This is a genomic window from Streptomyces sp. NPDC057474, assembly GCF_042802555.1.
Lineage (GTDB): Bacteria > Actinomycetota > Actinomycetes > Streptomycetales > Streptomycetaceae > Streptomyces.
The window spans coordinates 1-18,715 of the sequence record NZ_JBHVDX010000110.1; the positions used below are offsets into that span (position 1 = coordinate 1).

The window sequence follows — 18,715 nt, forward strand, 5'->3', positions numbered from 1 at the left end:
CCAGAGGCCGGGGCGGCCGTGGCGGGGGACGCGGTGGCGCCGAGCGCGCCGAGGCCGAGCGCGGCGCCCGCTCCGGTGGCGAGGAGGTGCCGTCGACTGGGAAGGCTGGTCACTGGGGTAACCCTTTCTGCGTGGGGGCAGGGGTGTTCCCGGCGTATGGGCGGCGGACCGGCCGGGACGGTGGGGGTGGAAACGGCGAAGCCGGTGTTCTGGTAGGGCGTGCTCAACAGGCCCATATCAACCCATGCCATCTCGCCCCGGCCTCCGTGGCCGTGACTGAAGAACACGGTGGTGAGCTTCCTGTCGGGATCGAGGATTGGCGGCGAGTCGGCGGTGTTCGCGGGTGGGACCGGCGTTGACCAGCATCGCCTCCTGCTCGCCGGTGGCGAGGGTGGGGGTCTTGTTCATGCCGCCGACCGGAGAGTCCAGGTCGAGGACTTTGAATTCGAGCGTGCTCATCTGGGCTCTTCGCTCTTCGGTCGAGAATGGGGCTCGGTGGGCGCGAGCGGTTCACCGGATGATATCTGACGAGTCAGGTGTTCTCGCGCTGGGTGCCCGCGGTGTGATCCGAGTCGCATGGGCCTGCTGTGGGGTCAGGGTGGCTGGCAGGGTCGCCGCGCCCCTGGGGGCCGGGGTGGAATCAAGTCGGCGGGGCGACGAAGGCAGCGCGGTGGGGGTCGGCGCACAGTGCGCCGCCGGACGGCCGCATCCCACGTCCGGTGGTCATTCGGACGGCGGCAGCAGTCGCTTCATCAACGCCTCCTCCAGCTCGCGCAGGATGGTGTCGTCATCGACATAGGGATGCGGCAGGGTGTGCCAGAGGGCGAACTGGCCGTGCAGGCCGGTCCACAGCAGGACGCCCAACGTCCGGGCCTCCTCGCGTTGCTCGGGGCAGGCCGCGGCGAGGTACTGGTCGACGGCATCGGTCCACGCGATCATCACCCGGTCGAGCGGATGCCCGGTGGCGCGCCGGTCCTCCGCCGAAGTGTGCTGCTCCAGGCTGAACATGAGCCGATAGCGGCGGGGATTGGCGACGGCGAACCCGCGGTAGGTGCCGACGACGGCGCGCAGGACACCCCATGCGTCGGCACCGGCCTCGCCGGCCGCGCTCCCGGCCTCGCGCATGGTCGACGCCAGCGCGGCGTATCTGGCGTCGAGCACCGTCCGCACCAGGTCGGTCTTGTCCTTGAAGTGCAGGTAGATGCTGGGTGCGGCGATGCCCAGTTCGCGGGCGATGCCGCGTAGGGAGAGGTCGTTTTCGCGGCCCGACTCCTCCAGGATGCGGGTCGCCGTGTCCAGGATGTCCTGCCGGAGGCGCTCTCCTTCGCCCTGTCGGTTGGGTACGCGCCGCCGGGGTGCCGCGTCCACGCTTCCTCCTCCGCATTTTTCCACCGGTTGTGACCAGGTCTTCATCATCGGCCATCCACGTGTGACATCTGTCCGGAACGGTCCCTCTCGGAGGCCACCTAACGGCGTTAGGCTCAGCCCTGAAAACCACCTAACTGTGTTAGGTGGGATGAGAGGAGTTCCCGTGACCCCTGACCCCACGCCCGAATACAGCCTCGTCCGGCCGAGGACCGCACCCCTCGACCCACCACCCGCCTACTCCCGCCTGCGTGAGGACGCACCGATCAGCCGCGTCACCATCTGGGACGGCCGGTACAGCGCCTGGCTGGTGACTCGCTGGGAGGACGCCCGTGCGGTGCTCGGCCACCCCGCCTTCAGCAGCGACTCCTCCCAGCCCGGGTTCCCGGCGGTGCTGCAGGATCAGCCGCCCCAGCCGCCCGGCTTCTTCGTCAGCGTCGACGCACCCGTCCACACCACGATGCGACGCACGCTCACCCGAGAGTTCATGGTCAAGAAGATCGACGCGCTGCGTCCCGCGATCACCGGCATCACGGGACAGTTGCTGGACGAGATGGCCGGGTCACAGGGGCCGGTGGACCTCGTGGAGCGTTTCGCCCTGCCGCTGCCCTCGCTGGTGATCTGCGAACTGCTCGGCGTGCCGTACGAGGACCACGAGTACTTCCAGGAGCGCTCAAAGGTCTTCGTGGACATCACGACGACGGCGGAACACTTCACCCAGGCATGGGGGGAGCTCAACTCCTATCTGCTCGACCTGCTCGCCGCCAAGCGGAAAGCCCCCGGCGACGACGTGCTCTCCCGCCTCGCCGAGCAGGTCGACGCGGGCACCGTCTCCGAGGGGGACGCCTCCGACCTGGCGGTGTTCCTGTTGTTCGCGGGCCACGAGACCACCGCGAACATGATCGCGCTCGGTACCGTCGCTCTGCTGCAGAACCCCGACCAGATACCCCGCCTGCTCGCGGGGCCGGCCGAGACCGCGCAGGCGGTGGAGGAACTGCTCCGTTACCTGTCCATCGTTCACTTGGGCCTGCGTCGCCGTGCTCGCGATGACGTCACGATCGGCGGTGCCACGATCTCGGCAGGGGACGGCGTGATCGTCCCCATCCATCTGGCCAACCGCGACCCGGAGGTCTTCACCGATCCCGACCGTCTTGACCTCGGCCGGGCCAACGCGCGCCGGCACGTGGCGTTCGGGTACGGCATCCACCAGTGTCTCGGCCAGCCCCTGGCCCGCGCCGAACTCCAGATCGCCCTGCCCGAATTGTTCCGGCGGCTTCCCGGACTGCGGCTCGACGCTCCCCTCAAGGACCTCGCCTTCAAGCAGGAAACGGCCGTCTACGGAGTCACCGAACTACCCGTGACCTGGTGAGCGGCCCCACCGGGCCGGAACGCCCATCACTCTGCCACCTCGAACCAAGCGGAGCACAACCCCCATGAACATGAAGGTGGAAGTAGACGTCCCCAAGTGCGTGGCCGCCGGACAGTGCGTGCTGCTCGCCCCGGACGTCTTCGACCAACGGGACGCCGACGGCATGGTCGTCCTGCTCGACGACACCCCGGCGCCCGAACTGCACGACAGCGTCCGTGAGGCGGCGCTGGTCTGTCCCGCCGCCGCGATCCGGCTGGCGGAATCATGAGTACCGCGGGCACCCTCGACGTTCCCCCGGCAGCCTGGACCGTATCGTGTCCGTCGGTGCGTCCGCGAGTGGCCTGGCCACGGCCGAAGCAGTGCCGAGACAGGGCTACCGGGGATCAGCCACTCTGATCGGCGGCGCGCCGCATCGGCCACGAACTGGCGACCGCGGAGCGGGTGTTGCACCGTCTGGCCGTTTCCGCTGATCCTTGGCTGCTACGGCAGCCGTCAATGGGGTGGTGGGGGAGGCTCTCGGGCGGCGGCAGTCCGGGGCCGATGCGGAAGAGCAGGTCGTACTGGTGCGGAGCGCCGGTGGCCAGTCGGCAGTAGGTGTCGACCGCGGCGCGCAGCCCGGCCCACACATCATCCGCGGGAGCCGCCTGCTGAGCGTCACGCATCTTTTCGGCCAGCGTCGCATAGACCGAGTCGAGCAGGGTCCACATCAAGTCGGCCTTGTCCTTGAAGTGGCTGTAGACCGCCCCGGCGGTGATTCCGGCCTTCCGGGCGATGCCCCGCAGGGAGACCTCGTCCGGGCTGTTGGCCTGTTGGAGGAGGCGTCCGGCGGCGTCGAGAATCTCCTGGCGCAACTGCTGGCCCTCTCCCCAGCGGTTGGGGACCCGAGTCCGGCTCGTCCTCTCGGCATCCACGTCGGGCTCTGGGGCGCTCACTCCGCAGCGCCTGTTCGCTGAAGAGAAGCGATTTCCTTGCTGTGCCGGCACGGGCTCTCAGCGCTGTTGGTTCCGCTCCGTCGTCCCGCGCGCTCTTTCGTAAGGAACACCCATCTCATGTGCCGATTCGCGATACCCCCTGCCCTTTTTCGCCCCAGGCTGGCAGGCCCGTCCTCGTTGTACGCCGACTTCTTGTCCAGTTGGGACCGCGAGGCGGCGTCATGGCGGTAGCGGTTCGACCTGGGCAGAAGCTGACAGTCGACGAGGTCTGCGACGAGCTTCAGATCGCCCGATCGACCTTCTACGACTGGCGCCAGAAGGGGCGCGGCCCGCGCTGCATTCGACTGCCCAACGGCTCCCTTCGGATACGGCGGCGCCGCGAACCCGTAGGAACGGCACCGTCTGCTGGTGCCTTGATGGCCGCGGCGCCCCTTCCCTGAAGCATTGTGGCCCTCCGGCAATGTCGAATTTTCATGGCCTGAAGGAGAGTGAGTAATCCTGTCGGATCCGATCAAGAAGTTGCCACCGAACGCGAATGGGTCTACGTCCGGCTGAGGTCTGCGGACTCCGGTGGGAAGACGTCGACCTGGACAACGCCACGATCACCATCGCCAACACGAGGACGATGATGGGCAATCGGTACGTGGTGGAGAAGGACACCAAGTCTCTGGCCGGTGAACGGGAACTCCCGTTGCCGGCTCCGGTGCTGGCTGCTCTCAAGTCGTTCAAGACCCTCCAGGCCAAGGAGAAACTGGCCTTGGGTGAGGCATACGCAGAGTCCGGCTACGTCTTGGTGCATGAGACCGGAGCAGCGTTCACGATCAAGCAGCTCCGTCGACGCGCGTACCGGCTCATGGTGATTCTCTGCCTTCGCCGAGTCCGTCTCTACGACGCTCGTTCGTCGTGCCTCACGTACCTGGCCAACAATGGCGTGCCGGATCACATCCTTGCGCGATGGGCCGGACACACGAATGTGAAGACCACCAAGAAGTGGTACGTGAAGCCGGACATCGAGGATCTTCGCGAAGCCGCCACGATGTGGGATGGCTTGCACGGGAGTGCAACGGAGTGGCAAGCGTGAGCCAGGCGGTCTACCAGCCGGGCGACTTGCCCAGGCGTATGGCCGGCAAGATCGAGGTGGACGCGGAGACCGGCTGCTGGCTGTGGACCGGTAGCTGCAACGGGAAGGGGCAGTCAGGCTATGGCCAAGTCTCCTACGAGGGAAAGACACAGCTTGTCCACCGTGTGGTGTTCAGGTTGCCGGTCGGTGAGATTCCGGAGGGCTTCCAGGTGCGTCATGCCGATCCTTGGGGACGGCACTTTACGCTTTGCTGTAACCCGGATCACCTGGAAGCCGTGCCAAAGAAGGAAGCTTTGCGGCGCAGGGACTGGGAGAGCGCGCGAGCCAGGAGGACGCACTGTCCAAGCGGCCACGCGTACACGCCGGAGAACTCGTATCTGGATCCCAGAGGGTTCCGGCAGTGTCGGACGTGCCGCGCCGAGAGGGGCACGAGCCGTCGGGTTCCCCGAGTCGTGTGAGATTTCGTGATACGTGAGAGGGTCTGACGGGTGAGCGAGACACCACCGAACACCCTGCAATACCGCTTTGACGGGGCAGAAGACGCCCCTGTCCTGATCCTGGGGCCCTCACTTGGTACCACATGGCACATGTGGGACCGGCAGATCCCGGAACTGACGAAACAGTGGCGGATCTTCCGCTTCGACCTGCCGGGCCATGGCGGCGCGCCCGCCTACCCCGGCGGCTCGGTCACCGAGCTGGCTGCCCGCCTGCTGGCCACGCTCGACGCCGTCGGCGTGCAGCGCTTCGGCTACGCGGGCTGCGCGCTCGGCGGCGCCATCGGGGCCGAGCTCGCGCTGCGCCACCCCGAACGCATCGCCTCGCTCGCGCTGATCGCCGCCTCGCCCCGCTTCGGTACGGCCGACGAGTTCCGTCAGCGCGGGGTGATCGTACGGACGAACGGCCTCGACCCGATCGCCCGTTCGTCTCCGGACCGGTGGTTCACGGGCGGGTTCGCGGCGACGCAGCCCGCGATCACCGAGTGGGCCGTGCAGATGGTCCGCACCACCGACCCTGGCTGTTACATCGCCGCCTGCGAGGCGCTCGCCTCGTTCGACGTGCGCGCCGAACTCGGCCGCATCGGTGTCCCCACCCTCGTCCTCGTCGGCTCCGACGACCAGGTCACCGGCCCCGCCGAGGCCCGCACGCTCGTCGCGGGCATCCCGGACGCCCGGCTCGCGGTCGTCCCCGGCGCCTCGCACCTCGTCCCGGTCGAGCAGCCCGCCGCGGTCACCGACCTCCTCGTACGCCATTTCTCCACGGCCTGGCAGCCCGCCTACGACTCCACCACCGGCCACGTCGCCATCATGGCGGCCCCGGTCAAGCCGGCCCTCGCCGCCGTCCCGCCGCAGACCAGGCCGGTCGCCGAGATCGCCCCGGCCGCCGCCCAGCCCGAGGCGCTGGGGAGACCGGACCCGTACGACGCCGGGCTCAAGGTCCGTCGCGAGGTGCTCGGCGACGCGCACGTCGACCGGGCGCTGGCCTCGGCGGACGAGTTCTCCGGCGACTTCCAGGAGTTCATCACCCGCTACGCCTGGGGCGAGATCTGGGACCGCCCCGGCCTCGACCGCCGCTCCCGCAGCTGCGTCACGCTGACCGCCCTCGTCGCCGGGGGACACCTGGACGAACTCGCCTTCCACACCCGCGCCGCCCTCCGCAACGGCCTCACCCCGAACGAGATCAAGGAAGTCCTCCTCCAGGCCGCCGTCTACTGCGGGGTGCCGGCCGCGAACAGCGCGTTCCGGGTGGCCCAGCAGGTCATCCGCGAGGAGACCACCCCCGAGGAGTGACCGACGGGCGCTGTGGAGCGGCCGACGGGTTCTGAGGAGCGGCGGCGACGACACCGGCCACCCGGCCACCCGGCCACCGATGGGCCCGGCACCGGTGGTCGGGGGCAGGATGGACCCATGAAGCTCACGAAGAAGTCGCACGCCTGCGTCCGTCTGGAGAAGGACGGACGCACGCTCGTCATCGACCCGGGCGGGTTCAGCGAGGAGGACGCGGCGATCGGCGCGGACGCCGTCCTGGTCACGCACGAGCACCCCGACCACTTCGACGAGGGACGGCTGCGGGCGGCCCTGGAGGGCAACCCGGCCGCCGAGATCTGGACCCTGCGGTCCGTCGCCGAGAAGGTTTCCGCCGCCTTCCCGGGCCGGGTGCACACCGTCGGCCACGGCGACACGTTCACCGCCGCCGGGTTCGACGTCCAGGTCCACGGCGAACTCCACGCCGTCATCCACCCGGACATCCCGCGCATCACCAACGTCGGCTACCTCGTCGACGACGGCCGCGTCTTCCACCCCGGCGACGCCCTCACCGTCCCCGACCACGCCGTCGAGACGCTGATGCTCCCCGTCATGGCCCCCTGGAGCAAGATCTCCGAGGTCATCGACTACGTCCGCGAGGTCAAGCCGCACCGCGCGTACGACATCCACGACGCCCTCCTCACCGACCTCGCCCGCCCCATCTACGACCGCCAGATCGGCGCCCTGGGCGGCGCGGAGCACCTGCGCCTGGCCCCCGGCACCTCGGCGGACGTCTGAGGAACGCGCACGTCCTCGCCGACGACCGGGCGGGACCGGGGGTTGTCAGACCCGCCCGGTAGGTTGTGAGGCATGCGCATCGCGACCTGGAACGTGAACTCGATCACCGCCCGCCTCCCGAGGCTCCTGGCCTGGCTGGAGAGCAGCGGCACGGACGTGCTCTGCCTCCAGGAGGCCAAGATCGCCGAGGACGGCTTCCCGTTCGACGCGCTGCGCGAGGCGGGCTACGAGGCGGCGGTGCACGCGACGGGCCGGTGGAACGGCGTGGCGGTGATCTCCCGCGTGGGCCTGGAGGACGTGGTCAAGGGCCTTCCCGGCGACCCCGGCTACGACGACGTGGTGGAGCCCCGCGCCCTCTCCGCGACCTGCGGCCCGGTCCGCGTCTGGTCGGTGTACGTGCCGAACGGCCGCGAGGTCGACCACCCGCACTACGCGTACAAGCTCCAGTGGTTCGAGGCGCTCAAGGCCGCCGTCGCCGGTGACGCGGCCGGCAGCCGCCCCTTCGCCGTCATGGGCGACTACAACGTGGCGCCGACGGACGACGATGTGTACGACGTCGCCGCCTTCGAGGGACTCACCCATGTCACCCCCGCCGAGCGTGCGGCCCTCGCCTCCCTCCGCGAGGCCGGCCTCTCCGACGTCGTCCCCCGTCCCCTCAAGTACGAGCACCCCTTCACGTACTGGGACTACCGTCAGCTCTGCTTCCCGAAGAACCGAGGCATGCGCATCGACCTCGTCTACGGCAACGAGGCGTTCGCGAAGGCCGTGACCGACTCGTACGTGGACCGGGAGGAGCGCAAGGGCAAGGGAGCCTCCGACCACGCACCGGTCGTGGTGGACTTGGACGTGTAGATCGTCTGGATCGTTCAGGCCGTCACAGCCGGCCGAGGTCCACCGACCCGGCCAGCGCCGCCAGCCCTGTTTCGTTCGGATGCAGATGGTCCCCGCTGTCGTACGCGGGAAGCAGCCGGGCCGGACGGCCGGGGTCTCGCAGCACCTTGTCGAAGTCGAGGACCCCGTCGAACTCCTCGTTGCCCCGGATCCACTCGTTCACCGCGACCCGCCGGTCGTCGGCGGTGGCCGTGCAGCGGGCCTCGCCCTCGCACGGCGCGATGGTCGCCACGAGCATCCGCAGGCCCCGCTCGTGCCCCCGGGCGGCGATCTCCCGCAGCCCGGCGACGACCTCGTCCGCCGTCGCACCCCAGCGGACGTCGTTGACGCCCTGGAAGACGACGACGGTTCGGGCGGAGGTCTGGGCGAGGACATCGCGGTCCAGGCGGTGCAGGGCGCTCACGCCGCCCGTGTCGGTGGAGACTCCGTCGCCGGGATAGCGGTCGGTGACCACCCGGTTCGCCGAGATCCCCTGGTTGAGGACGCCGTAGTGCGGGACCTCGTCCTGGCTCAGCAGTCGCCCGGCCAGCACGTCCGGCCACCGCCGGTTCGCGTCGACCGTCGACTTCTCCCCGTCGGTGATCGAGTCCCCGAGGAGGACGACGGAGCCGGGCCCGCCGCTCACGTCCACGCCGGTCAGCAGCGGCCAGGTCGTGAGCGTCGACGTGTACGCCGCCGCCGAGCCGTCGCCCGCGTGGTCGCCCGGCTCGCTGACGTACGACGTCTGCTGGGCGAGCCGGTGCACCGGCGCCGCCGTCACCGTGCCCGGCAGGTGGAAGCTCACCAGGAGGTTGGTGTCCGGAGGCACCTCGAAGCCCAGCGGGTCGCTGAACGCCTGGGCGCCCGCCGGGATTTCGGTGCCCGCCGCACCCCGGAACGACAGGGGCACCGGCGCACTCCGGGCGTTCGCCCCCGCCGCCTGCAAGGCCACCGTCGCGCTCCCCACCCTTACCGGCGCCGACGCGAAGGTGTTGTCGAGCCGGATCCGTACCCGGGGCCCGCCCGCCGAGGTGTGGACGACGAGCCGCAGCGTCCGGTCGGTCCAGGGGCCGACGACCGTGTAGCCGGAGGTGGAGGCGGCCCAACTGCCGCTCCAGCCACGCGACTCGGGGCGCACAGACACATCGAACACATGCAGGTTCTGGTTGCTTGGCAAGGTCACGGAGGCGACCTCGCGGCCACGCGCGACCGGCACGGTGACGACGTACAGCCTTGCCCTCTCGGTGAGTTGACCGCCTGGCGTGTTGATGTGGGGGAGCGCCACGGCCTTGGTGGCGAGCGGGCCGGTGCGCCAGTCCGGGGCGGTCAGGCGGTACGCGGAGCGGGCGCCGTTCGCGTAGCGGACCGTACCGGTGCCGGTCGCCTCGGCGGCGCCCGTGGCGGCGACGAGGAAGGCGAGGGCGTCGCCCCGGCCCCGTACGCGTACGGACTGGCCGGCGGCGCGGACGTTGTCGGGCTCGCCCGCCGTGCGGCGCGGCCAGGTCAGGCGCGCGCCCTGAACGGTCAGCGCACGCCCGGCCGTCCACCCCGCGGCCTTCAGATCGGTGGCCGAGAGGGAACCGCCGGAGCCGTCGAAGTCGGCCTCGGTGGGCTGTGCGTCGTCGCTGACCGCCCGGTTGTCGAAGAGTCGTTCCAGCGGCGCCGGTTCGGTCGCTCTGTCATCGTCGGCTCGGGCGGTGGCGACGGGTGCGACCGTCGCCAAGAGTGCCAGTACGACGGCCGTTCCCCAGACGCGTCGGCGCACGCGTGACCCCTCCCGCTCGCTGATGACCATGATGGCGACGATGATGACGGATGCGACATCGGTACAACGATGAGACGACAGATGCGCCACGAAGCTAAAGAGGCGTCAGGGCCCCGTCAATGAGGCGGGCACGAACTACGAACGAACTCTCGGCGAACAAGCGGTCCCCGCGCGCCTGTGGTGCGAAGGGTGAGGTGGATGACACGCTGAGCGCATGAACATCTCTTTCCTGGGCAACTGGCGCAAGAGGCGTGACCCCGCCTTCGGGGTCGCGGTGTTCACCGGCGGCGACGGTGACGACGACGGTCACGAGGGACTCGCCGAACTCCTCTCCGAATGTGAACTTCTGCGCGCGCAGGCCGCGCAGTCCGGTGTCCGACTCGACGACTCCGCAACCTCGTTGGAAGCACTCGACCAGCTCGTCCCACGCTGGCGCGACGACGAGGAGACCGTGGCCTGGCTCGGGAACGACGCCGGGCTGTATCTGGGCACGGTCGTCGTGCGGACCGTCCCGGGCGCCCGTTGGGAGATCTGGCCCGATGGTCAGCCCGTGGTGCGACTGGCGTCCGGCCGTGAGATCGACGTGGTCGAGGCGGGCCAGGAGTGGGCCGCCTGCGGTGCGCCGGAGCTATCCCAGCTGTACGCCGAGGTCGCGGAGGGATGACCGCCTCCCGCACCACCTCCGCCGCGGCCGCTTCCTGAAAATACGGCTAATCCTTGACAGTGCGTGTCGTGTACGGGGGCAACTTACGTCCGGATAGTTTGCGGCACCTGCGAGACGACACGACACGACACAACACGACACGACACGGCCGACAGTGAGTAGGGCGGGCAGGGCATGGCGGTCGATCCGCTGATCGAGATGCACGACGTGAACAAGTACTTCGGCGAGTTGCATGTCCTGCAGGACATCGACCTCACCGTCGGCAAGGGGGAGGTGGTCGTGGTCATCGGCCCGTCGGGGTCGGGGAAGTCGACGCTGTGCAGGACGATCAACAGGCTGGAGCCCATCGGCTCCGGCACGATCCTGCTCGACGGGCAGCCGCTGCCGGACGAGGGCAAGACCCTCGCGGCACTCCGCGCGGACGTCGGCATGGTCTTCCAGGCCTTCAACCTCTTCGCGCACAAGACGGTCCTGCAGAACGTGTCGCTCGGTCAGGTCAAGGTGCGCAAACGGAAGAAGGAGGACGCCGACAAGCGCTCCCGCGAACTCCTCGACCGTGTCGGCCTCGCCGACCAGGCGCCGAAGTACCCGGCGCAGCTCTCCGGCGGCCAGCAGCAGCGCGTGGCCATCGCCCGCGCCCTCGCCATGGACCCCAAGGTCATGCTGTTCGACGAGCCGACGTCGGCCCTCGACCCGGAGATGATCAACGAAGTCCTCGAAGTCATGCAGCAGTTGGCGCGCGAGGGCATGACCATGGTCGTCGTCACCCATGAGATGGGCTTCGCCCGCTCGGCCGCCAACCGTGTCGTCTTCATGGCGGACGGCCGGATCGTCGAGGACCGCGCTCCGGACGCGTTCTTCACGAACCCGGAGAGCGACCGTGCCAAGGACTTCCTGTCCAAGATCCTCAAGCACTGACCACCGCCACTGGACCGGGTGCGGGCCTCGACTACGATGAGCGGTTCATCCACTTGGGGTGAGCGAGGCCGTGGACGCCACCCCGGCCGAAACAGGGATGCTGCTGCCAGGCATGCAGCAGCCAGGGGCCAGGCCCGCCCGGCGGCAGCCGGAGATCACTGCTCGCGCAGCGGGATCGACACGTACGACGGGTCGTTCTGCGGCGAAGAGAAGGTCAGCTGCGCGCCGGTCGGGTTGTGCTCGATGTAGAGCGGGTCGACCGTGTCGACGACCAGGGCGAGACGGTGGCCCGCCGGGACGTCGTAGGCCGTGGAGAGCAACTCCAGGTCCACGCCGAACGGCTTGCCGGCCGTCTCGCCGTGGAAGGTGTACGGCGCGTGGCTGACCAGCCTGCCGAGGCCGAGCGGGCCCACGTCGTACAGGTACGCGACGAGGGTGCCGCTCTCCTTGGTGGCCGTGACCGTGGTGTGCAGCTTCGCGGTACCGCGCACGGCCTGCGCCTTCGTGTACTTCTCCGACTGCCACACGGCCGCCCAGCGGCGCGGCAGCAGCGGAATCGAGGCCACGGGCGGGAGTTGGGCCACCTGGTCCAGGATGCTGGACAGGAAGACGACCCCGCCGTTCGCGCCCGAGTCGACGTTCGTGCGAATCGTGGTGCCGCTCGTGAGGGCGATCTTCTCGCGGGTGGCGGTCACCGAGTTCCAGTCCGGGTAGCCCTCGAAGGCGCCGCCCGTACGGGACTTGAGCCGGACGGGCTGCTCGCGGTCGATGCCGTTGGGCGTGCCCTTGAGGTAGCGGTCGAACCAGCGCTGGGTGTCCGTCCACACGTCGTTGGGCAGCCCGAACAGACCGGTCACCTCCGCGGTGGCGTGGTCGCCGGGGCGCAGCTCCAGCCGCTTGGGGCCGGTGAGTTTCTCGTAGAAGTCGGCGTACTGGTTGGGTGGGAAGATCGAGTCGCCCCAGGCGTTGGCGAGCATGACCGCCGTGCCGTTGGTGTTGATCTGGTCCAGGTAGGTCTCAGGGGAACGTTTCTTCCCCCAGGCGATCATGTCCTCCTCCTTGGTCAGGTTGGAGGCGTAGAAGTTCTCGAAGATCTGCCGGAGTTCGGGGCCCTGGCGGCCGGTGATCCGTCCGGCGCCGTCCAGCAGTGCGGCCGCCTGGAGGTGCTGGGTGCGCCCGCCGTAGATCGAGTCGATCAGGTCCGCCCAGCCGCTCAACGCGGCGACCGCCTTGACACGCTTGTCGTGCGCGGCGGTGAGCAGACTGATGCCCGCCCCGTACGACAGCCCCGCCATGCCGATGTGGGCGGCGTCGGATGGGGTGTTGGCGAGGGCCCAGTCGATCACCCTGGAGGCGTCGGCTGTGTCGGGTGGCCCCGCGACCTCTATGTATCCGCCGGACTCCCAGAAGCCGCGGACGTTGTAACTGACCACGACATAACCGGCGTCGGCCAGCTTCCGCGCCTGGGCCAGGTACTCGACCTGGGGGAGGCCCCAGCTCGTGGGCAGCACGAGGAGCGGGTAGGCGCGTGAGGTGTCGGCGGGTGCGACGACATTGGCCTTGAGGACCGTGCCGCCGTCGCCCGTGATGTCGACGAAGCGGGTGGTGGGGCCGGCGGTGGAGCCGGACGCCGCCTGGGCGGCGGGGGCGAGGCCGAGGGCCGTTCCGGCGACCAGGGTGGCCGAGACGGCACCCACGGCGCTCGTCCGCAGAGCCCTGGTCGTACGCGATGTGGTGCCGTGCGGGTGTCTCACGGGTCGCTCCTCACTCGTGTAAGTGCAAAGTGACCCGACGGTAACCGGACTCCCTTACCGGAAGTAACTCCCCGGTAAGTTACGTGACGGTAACGTTCAGCCGTGAACTAGGAGGCGCGGTGCGAGATCTGTGCCGGGGCCGACGGTGACGGTGCCGGGGCCTGGGCCGCGCGGGTGACGTCCGCCACGAGCTCGACCACATCGGCGCCGTACGCCTGGGAGTTGACGACCTTCAGGAGGAGGGCGAAGGTGCCGGTGCCGTACTTGCGGTGCAGGCGTTCGTGGTTGCGGGCCAGGTAGCGGGTGGCGGCCTGGTTGGTGATCGCGCGCTGACCGCAGAACAGGAAGACGGGCCGGGCCTGGTCCGGCTGGCCGGTGGTGAGCCGGGCCAGGATGACGTGCTCGGTGATGCCGGGATCCAGCCGGTACTGCTCGCTGCCTATCTGGAAGGCGGCCCGGTGGGGGCCGGGCTCGGGGTCGTTGTTGAAGCTGATGCCGGGCAGCATGGCCGCTATGTGCGCGGCCATTCGGCGATTGGAGACGGGTCCTCCCACACAGAACTCGGTGCGCTCGCCGAACCCCTGCTGGGCCGCGTCCTGGGTGATCATCTGCGCGTGCGAGCCGCAGTCCTTGATCAGTGCGGAGAGCTCCAGCAGCGCGAACACGTCGAAGCGGTGGACAGCCAGGTCCGCGCTGGACGGATCACGGTTGACCACCAACAAGGACTCGGAGTTGTCCGGCAGCCCGAAGAACGTCTGCTTGCGGCGGAGCTTCCGCTTCCACAGGTACGTCCGGAAGAACCAGCCCAGCGAGGCGCTGAGCCCCGCTGCGATCACGCCGAGGACGATATTGCGCACGTCGTCATTCATGGCCGCGCATGGTAGCGGGCGCGGCCGAACACTGTCCGAATCCCTGTCCGATTCCGTGCCCGGTGTCCTGGTTCGGCGTGTCGTTGCGGGAGTGTTGCGGGACCGCCGGATGGCCGAGACGCCGCTGACGGGGCCGTAGTACCCGCGTTAGTCTGCGCGGACGGTCCTTGACTGGAGGTACGGATGCGTCTGCGTCGCCCTGTCGCGCGGAAACTGGCTGTACTGGCGGCAACGTCCGCCGTGGTGTCGGTGGGGGCGGCCCCGCCGACCTCCGCCGCGACGGACACCGCCCGGAAGGTACCGGTCGCCGTCGGCTACGGCGGTGCGGTCTCCAGCGTCGACCCGGACGCCTCCGCCGTCGGCGTCGAGGTGCTCCGCAAGGGCGGCAACGCGGTGGACGCGGCCGTCGCCACGGCCGCCGCACTCGGCGTCACCGAGCCCTACTCGGCGGGCATCGGCGGAGGCGGCTACTTCGTCTACTACGACGCCAAGTCCCGTACGGTGCACACCGTCGACGGCCGGGAGACAGCGCCCCTGAGCGCCGACGAGAACCTCTTCCTGGAGAACGGCACGGCAATCCCGTTCGCGGAGGCCGTCACCAGCGGGCTGAGCGTCGGCACGCCCGGCACCCCGGCCACCTGGCAGACGGCGCTGAGGAGTTGGGGCAGCGAGCCGCTCGGCAAGCTGCTGAAGCCCGCCGAGAAGCTCGCGCGCGACGGGTTCACCGTCGACGCGACCTTCCGCGCCCAGACCGCCTCCAACGAGGCCCGGTTCCGCAACTTCCCGGCCACGGTCGACCTTTACCTTCCCGGGGGCCAGCTGCCGGTGGTCGGCTCGACCCTCAAGAACCCCGACCTGGCCCGCACCTACGCGGAGTTGGGCCGCAAGGGCGTCGACACCCTCTACCGGGGCGGCATCGCCCAGGACATCGTCGACACGGTCAACAAGCCGCCGGTGGAACCGAGTTCGGGCTACAACGCTCGCCCCGGCGACCTGACGACCACCGACCTCGCCGCGTACCGCGCCAAGCGCCAGGCACCCACGAAGGCGTCGTACCGAGGTCTCGGTGTCTACGGGATGGCCCCCTCGTCTTCCGGCGGCACAACGGTCGCCGAGGCGCTCAACATCCTGGAGCGGACCGACCTGTCGAAGGCGAGCGACGTCCAGTACCTGCACCGCTACATCGAGGCGAGCCGTATCGCGTTCGCCGACCGGGGCCGCTGGGTCGGCGACCCCGCCTTCGAGGACGTACCGACGAAGGAACTGCTGTCGCAGAAGTACGCCGACTCGCGCGAGTGCCTGATCAAGGACGACGCGGTGCTCACCAGCCCCGTCGCGCCGGGCGACCCGCGTGATCCGGCCGCCTGCGCGACCGGCGGTACGGCCGCGCCGACGACGTACGAGGGCGACAGCACGACGCATCTCACGGTCGCCGACAAGTGGGGCAACGTCGTCTCCTACACGCTCACCATCGAGCAGACCGGCGGCAGTGGTATCACCGTGCCGGGCCGCGGCTTCCTGCTCAACAACGAGCTGACGGACTTCTCCTTCACCCCGGCCAACCCGGCCGTCCACGACCCCAACCTGCCGGGTCCGGGCAAGCGGCCGCGCTCGTCGATGTCGCCGACGATCGTGCTCGACAAGCACGACAAGCCCGTGGTGGCGCTCGGTTCGCCCGGCGGCGCGACCATCATCACGACCGTGCTGCAGACCCTGACCGGCTTCCTCGACCGGGGCCTGCCGCTGGTCGACGCGATCGCCGCGCCGCGCGCCAGCCAGCGCAACCAGACCACCACGGAACTCGAACCGGGCCTGTGGACCAGCCCGTTGAAGACCGAACTCGAAGCCATCGGGCACGGCTTCCGGCAGAACCCGGAGATCGGCGCGGCCACCGCCGTCCAGCGCCTGTCGAACGGCAAGTGGCTGGCCGCCGCGGAGACCGTACGGCGCGGGGGCGGCGCGGCGATGGTCGTGCACCCCACGAAGTAGGTGTCACCGAGGGTAGGTGTCACTGGGGGGCGGGCGGCGTCGTACGGAACGCGAGCCGCCCGTCCTCCACGTCCGCCACCACCCGGCTGCCGGACGGCAACCGACCGTCGAGCAGCAGGCGGGACAGGGGGTTGTCGACCTCCCGCTGGATCGTGCGGCGCAGCGGCCGGGCGCCGTACTCGGGCTGGTGGCCGTCGCGGGCCAGCCGGTCGACGGCCTCCTCGGTGAACTCGATGGTGACGCCCCGTGCGTGCAGCCGGTGCTGTGTCCGCTCCAGCAACAGGCCGGTGATCCGTCGCAGTTGGTCGTCGGTGAGCCGACGGAAGACGACGATCTCGTCGACGCGGTTGAGGAACTCGGGCCGGAAGTGCTCCCGCAACGGTCGCAGGATCCGCTCGCGCCGGTCCTCCTCGGCCGCCTCCGCATCGCCCGCCGAGAAGCCCAGCCCCGACCCGGTCCGGCCGATGGCCTCCGAGCCCAGGTTGCTCGTCATGACGATCACCGTGTGGGTGAAGTCGACCGTGCGGCCCTGCGCGTCGGTGAGCCGGCCGTCGTCGAGGACCTGGAGCAGCAGGTTGAAGACGTCCGGGTGGGCCTTCTCCACCTCGTCCAGCAACAGTAGCGCGTACGGGTGCCGTCGCACGGTCTCCGTCAGCTGACCGGCCTCCTCGTGGCCGACGTAGCCGGGCGGGGCGCCGACCAGCCGGCTCATCGCGTGCCGTTCCTGGTACTCGCTCATGTCGAGCCGCACCATCCGGTCCTCGCCGCCGAAGAGGGCCTCCGCCAGGGCGCGGGCCAGTTCCGTCTTGCCCACGCCGGTCGGGCCCAGGAAGAGGAAGCTGCCGATCGGCCGTTCGGGACTGGCGAGTCCGGCGCGTGAGCGCAGCACGGCGTCCGCCACCACACGCACCGCCTCGTCCTGCCCGACGACCCGCTGACGCAGCCGCTGTTCCAGCCCCAGCAGGCGTTCCCTCTCCTCCTGGGTGAGGCTGCTGACGGGGATGCCGGTCTGCCGGGAGACGACTTCGGCGATGTCCTCGGCGGTGATCTCCAGACTCTGCCCGTCGTCGGCCCGTTCCTCGTCGCGGTCCGCGCCGATCCGCTGCCGCAACTCGCCGATCCGGTCCCGCAGCCGCGTGGCCTGTTCGTACTGCTCGCCCGCGACCGCCTGGTCCTTGTCCCTGGTCAGCTGCTCGATCTCCCGCTCCAGGGTCCGCAGATCCGTTCCCTTCGTCCGGGCGCGCAGCCGGACCCGGGCCCCGGCCTGGTCCATCAGGTCGATGGCCTTGTCGGGCAGTCGGCGGTCGGTGAGATACCGGTCGGACAGGTCCACGGCGGCCACCAGCGCCTCGTCGGTGTAGCGGACCTGGTGGTGGGCCTCGTACCGGTCGCGCAGCCCGCGCAGGATCTCCAGGGCGTCGTCGCTGCCCGGCTCGGGGATCAGCACCGGCTGGAACCGGCGGGCCAGCGCCGCGTCCTTCTCGATCCGCCGGTACTCCTCCAGGGTCGTCGCCCCCACGATGTTCAGCTCGCCGCGCGCCAAGGCCGGTTTGAGGATGTTGCCCGCGTCCATCACGCTGCCCTCGCCCGAGCCGGCGCCCACGACGGTGTGCAACTCGTCGATGAAGACGACCAGTTCCTCGGAGTGCGCGCGGATCTCGTCGACGATGTTCGTCAGCCGCTCTTCGAAGTCGCCCCGGTAGCGGGTCCCGGCGACCACCCCGGACAGATCCAGGGCGACCACCCGGCGCCCGGCCAGCACCTCGGGCACGTCCCCCTCGGCGACGCGCTGGGCCAGCCCCTCCACGATCGCGGTCTTGCCGACGCCCGCCTCACCGATGAGCACGGGGTTGTTCTTGCCGCGCCGGGAGAGCACTTCGACGGTCTGCGCGATCTCCTCCTCCCGTCCGATGACCGGGTCGACACGGCCCTGACGGGCGAGGTCGGTCAGATCGCGGCCGTACTTGTCGAGGGTCGGGGTGGCTGTGGGGGTGCGGCGCGGCAGGTCGGAGCGCGGGAGCCCGGAGACGGGGATCCCGGCGGGCGGGGTCGCCGCCGACGGATCCGAGGCGTCCGGTGGCAGCGCGGAGGCCGAGAGTCGCGCGGCGCCGAGGATGTGCCCGGCGGCCGAGTCCGGGTTGGCGGCGAGGGCGCTCAGGACGTGTTCGGGGCCGATGTAGCCGGAACCGGTGACCCGGGCCAGTTCGTGCGCGTCCAGCAGGGCCCGTTTCACCGCGGGCGTCAGGGCCAGGGACGCGGGCGTGGGCCCCTGGCCCGGCTTGTGCCGCTCCGGGCCCGACCGCTCGTCGATCTCGCCGGCCAGCGCGTCGGGGTCGGCGCCCGCGCGGGCCACCAGACTTCGGGTCGGCTCGGCGGTCAGCGCGGCGCGCAGCAGATGCTGGGTGTCCAGGTCACTGCTGCCGTGCCGCGCCGCGTACGCCGCCGCGTCGGCCACCAACTGGCGGGCCTGGCCGCTCATCAGCCGGCCGATCTCGATGCGTTGGGGGCGTGGCCCGCCGAAGAAGCGGGCGAAGAACTCACTGAAGGGGTCCGGACCGTAACCCTCGGGCCCCGGGAATCCGCTGTTCATTCGCCACCG

At 70.0% G+C, this 18,715-nt stretch carries 18 protein-coding genes; 11 read left to right on the top strand and 7 right to left on the bottom strand.

Annotation, left to right across the window (positions count from 1 at the left end; translation table 11 throughout):
• Positions 1 to 237 precede the first annotated feature (237 nt).
• Both ACFU53_RS27205 and ACFU53_RS27210 read right to left on the bottom strand, forming a co-directional pair.
• Complete coding sequence (locus ACFU53_RS27205; protein WP_383997617.1) at positions 238 to 459, bottom strand: hypothetical protein; 222 nt, start codon at positions 457 to 459, stop codon at positions 238 to 240.
• Positions 460 to 723: 264 nt separating this feature from the next.
• Positions 724 to 1,368, bottom strand: a complete 645-nt coding sequence (locus ACFU53_RS27210; protein WP_383997619.1) for a TetR/AcrR family transcriptional regulator — start codon at positions 1,366 to 1,368, stop codon at positions 724 to 726.
• Between the two features lie 148 nt (positions 1,369 to 1,516).
• Between ACFU53_RS27210 and ACFU53_RS27215 the strand changes: the two genes are divergently transcribed.
• On the top strand, positions 1,517 to 2,734 hold the full coding sequence (locus tag ACFU53_RS27215; protein ID WP_383997622.1) for a cytochrome P450: 1,218 nt from the start codon (positions 1,517 to 1,519) through the stop codon (positions 2,732 to 2,734).
• Positions 2,735 to 2,804: 70 nt separating this feature from the next.
• Positions 2,805 to 3,002 (top strand): ferredoxin, encoded by a 198-nt coding sequence (locus ACFU53_RS27220; RefSeq protein WP_383997690.1) that lies wholly within the window; start codon positions 2,805 to 2,807, stop codon positions 3,000 to 3,002.
• Positions 3,003 to 3,117: 115 nt separating this feature from the next.
• Here ACFU53_RS27220 and ACFU53_RS27225 read toward each other — a convergent pair whose 3' ends face one another.
• The gene (locus ACFU53_RS27225; RefSeq protein WP_383997624.1) at positions 3,118 to 3,666 is read right to left on the bottom strand and encodes a TetR/AcrR family transcriptional regulator; all 549 of its coding nucleotides are present in this window, start codon (positions 3,664 to 3,666) and stop codon (positions 3,118 to 3,120) included.
• A 221-nt stretch (positions 3,667 to 3,887) separates the two neighbouring features.
• On the opposite strand from ACFU53_RS27225, the gene ACFU53_RS27230 reads away from it, so the two are divergent.
• The 6 genes from ACFU53_RS27230 to ACFU53_RS27255 all read left to right on the top strand — a co-directional run bounded on the left by ACFU53_RS27230 (position 3,888) and on the right by ACFU53_RS27255 (position 8,139).
• The gene (locus tag ACFU53_RS27230; protein WP_383997627.1) at positions 3,888 to 4,106 is read left to right on the top strand and encodes a helix-turn-helix transcriptional regulator; all 219 of its coding nucleotides are present in this window, start codon (positions 3,888 to 3,890) and stop codon (positions 4,104 to 4,106) included.
• Between the two features lie 95 nt (positions 4,107 to 4,201).
• A complete protein-coding gene (locus ACFU53_RS27235) occupies positions 4,202 to 4,747 on the top strand; it encodes a site-specific integrase (protein WP_383997630.1) in 546 nt (181 codons plus the stop codon).
• 38 nt (positions 4,748 to 4,785) lie between these two features.
• Positions 4,786 to 5,205: an HNH endonuclease signature motif containing protein gene (locus ACFU53_RS27240; RefSeq protein ID WP_383997693.1), complete on the top strand. Its 420-nt coding sequence runs from the start codon at positions 4,786 to 4,788 to the stop codon at positions 5,203 to 5,205.
• Between the two features lie 30 nt (positions 5,206 to 5,235).
• Positions 5,236 to 6,534, top strand: coding sequence for a 4-carboxymuconolactone decarboxylase (gene pcaC / locus ACFU53_RS27245; RefSeq protein WP_383997632.1), 1,299 nt, complete (start codon positions 5,236 to 5,238; stop codon positions 6,532 to 6,534).
• Between the two features lie 117 nt (positions 6,535 to 6,651).
• Complete coding sequence (locus ACFU53_RS27250) at positions 6,652 to 7,287, top strand: MBL fold metallo-hydrolase (RefSeq protein WP_383997635.1); 636 nt, start codon at positions 6,652 to 6,654, stop codon at positions 7,285 to 7,287.
• A gap of 72 nt (positions 7,288 to 7,359) precedes the next feature.
• Positions 7,360 to 8,139 (top strand): exodeoxyribonuclease III, encoded by a 780-nt coding sequence (locus tag ACFU53_RS27255; protein WP_383997638.1) that lies wholly within the window; start codon positions 7,360 to 7,362, stop codon positions 8,137 to 8,139.
• Positions 8,140 to 8,161: 22 nt separating this feature from the next.
• On the opposite strand, the gene ACFU53_RS27260 is transcribed toward ACFU53_RS27255, so the two are convergent.
• On the bottom strand, positions 8,162 to 9,952 hold the full coding sequence (locus ACFU53_RS27260; protein ID WP_383997640.1) for an SGNH/GDSL hydrolase family protein: 1,791 nt from the start codon (positions 9,950 to 9,952) through the stop codon (positions 8,162 to 8,164).
• A 184-nt stretch (positions 9,953 to 10,136) separates the two neighbouring features.
• On the opposite strand from ACFU53_RS27260, the gene ACFU53_RS27265 reads away from it, so the two are divergent.
• Both ACFU53_RS27265 and ACFU53_RS27270 read left to right on the top strand, forming a co-directional pair.
• Positions 10,137 to 10,586 carry a DUF6278 family protein gene (locus ACFU53_RS27265; RefSeq protein WP_383997643.1) on the top strand — a complete coding sequence of 150 codons (450 nt, stop codon included), beginning with the start codon at positions 10,137 to 10,139 and terminating at the stop codon, positions 10,584 to 10,586.
• 174 nt (positions 10,587 to 10,760) lie between these two features.
• Positions 10,761 to 11,504, top strand: a complete 744-nt coding sequence (locus tag ACFU53_RS27270) for an amino acid ABC transporter ATP-binding protein (protein ID WP_383997646.1) — start codon at positions 10,761 to 10,763, stop codon at positions 11,502 to 11,504.
• A 155-nt stretch (positions 11,505 to 11,659) separates the two neighbouring features.
• Here the strand turns inward: ACFU53_RS27270 and ACFU53_RS27275 are convergent, their stop codons facing one another.
• Complete coding sequence (locus ACFU53_RS27275; protein ID WP_383997649.1) at positions 11,660 to 13,258, bottom strand: CocE/NonD family hydrolase; 1,599 nt, start codon at positions 13,256 to 13,258, stop codon at positions 11,660 to 11,662.
• A 107-nt stretch (positions 13,259 to 13,365) separates the two neighbouring features.
• Entirely contained in the window at positions 13,366 to 14,127 is a 762-nt protein-coding gene (locus ACFU53_RS27280) for a hypothetical protein (RefSeq protein ID WP_383997652.1), read from the bottom strand.
• 183 nt (positions 14,128 to 14,310) lie between these two features.
• On the opposite strand from ACFU53_RS27280, the gene ggt reads away from it, so the two are divergent.
• Positions 14,311 to 16,116, top strand: coding sequence for a gamma-glutamyltransferase (ggt, locus tag ACFU53_RS27285; RefSeq protein ID WP_383997654.1), 1,806 nt, complete (start codon positions 14,311 to 14,313; stop codon positions 16,114 to 16,116).
• A gap of 19 nt (positions 16,117 to 16,135) precedes the next feature.
• Here ggt and ACFU53_RS27290 read toward each other — a convergent pair whose 3' ends face one another.
• Complete coding sequence (locus ACFU53_RS27290; RefSeq protein WP_383997657.1) at positions 16,136 to 18,706, bottom strand: ATP-dependent Clp protease ATP-binding subunit; 2,571 nt, start codon at positions 18,704 to 18,706, stop codon at positions 16,136 to 16,138.
• Positions 18,707 to 18,715 lie beyond the last annotated feature (9 nt).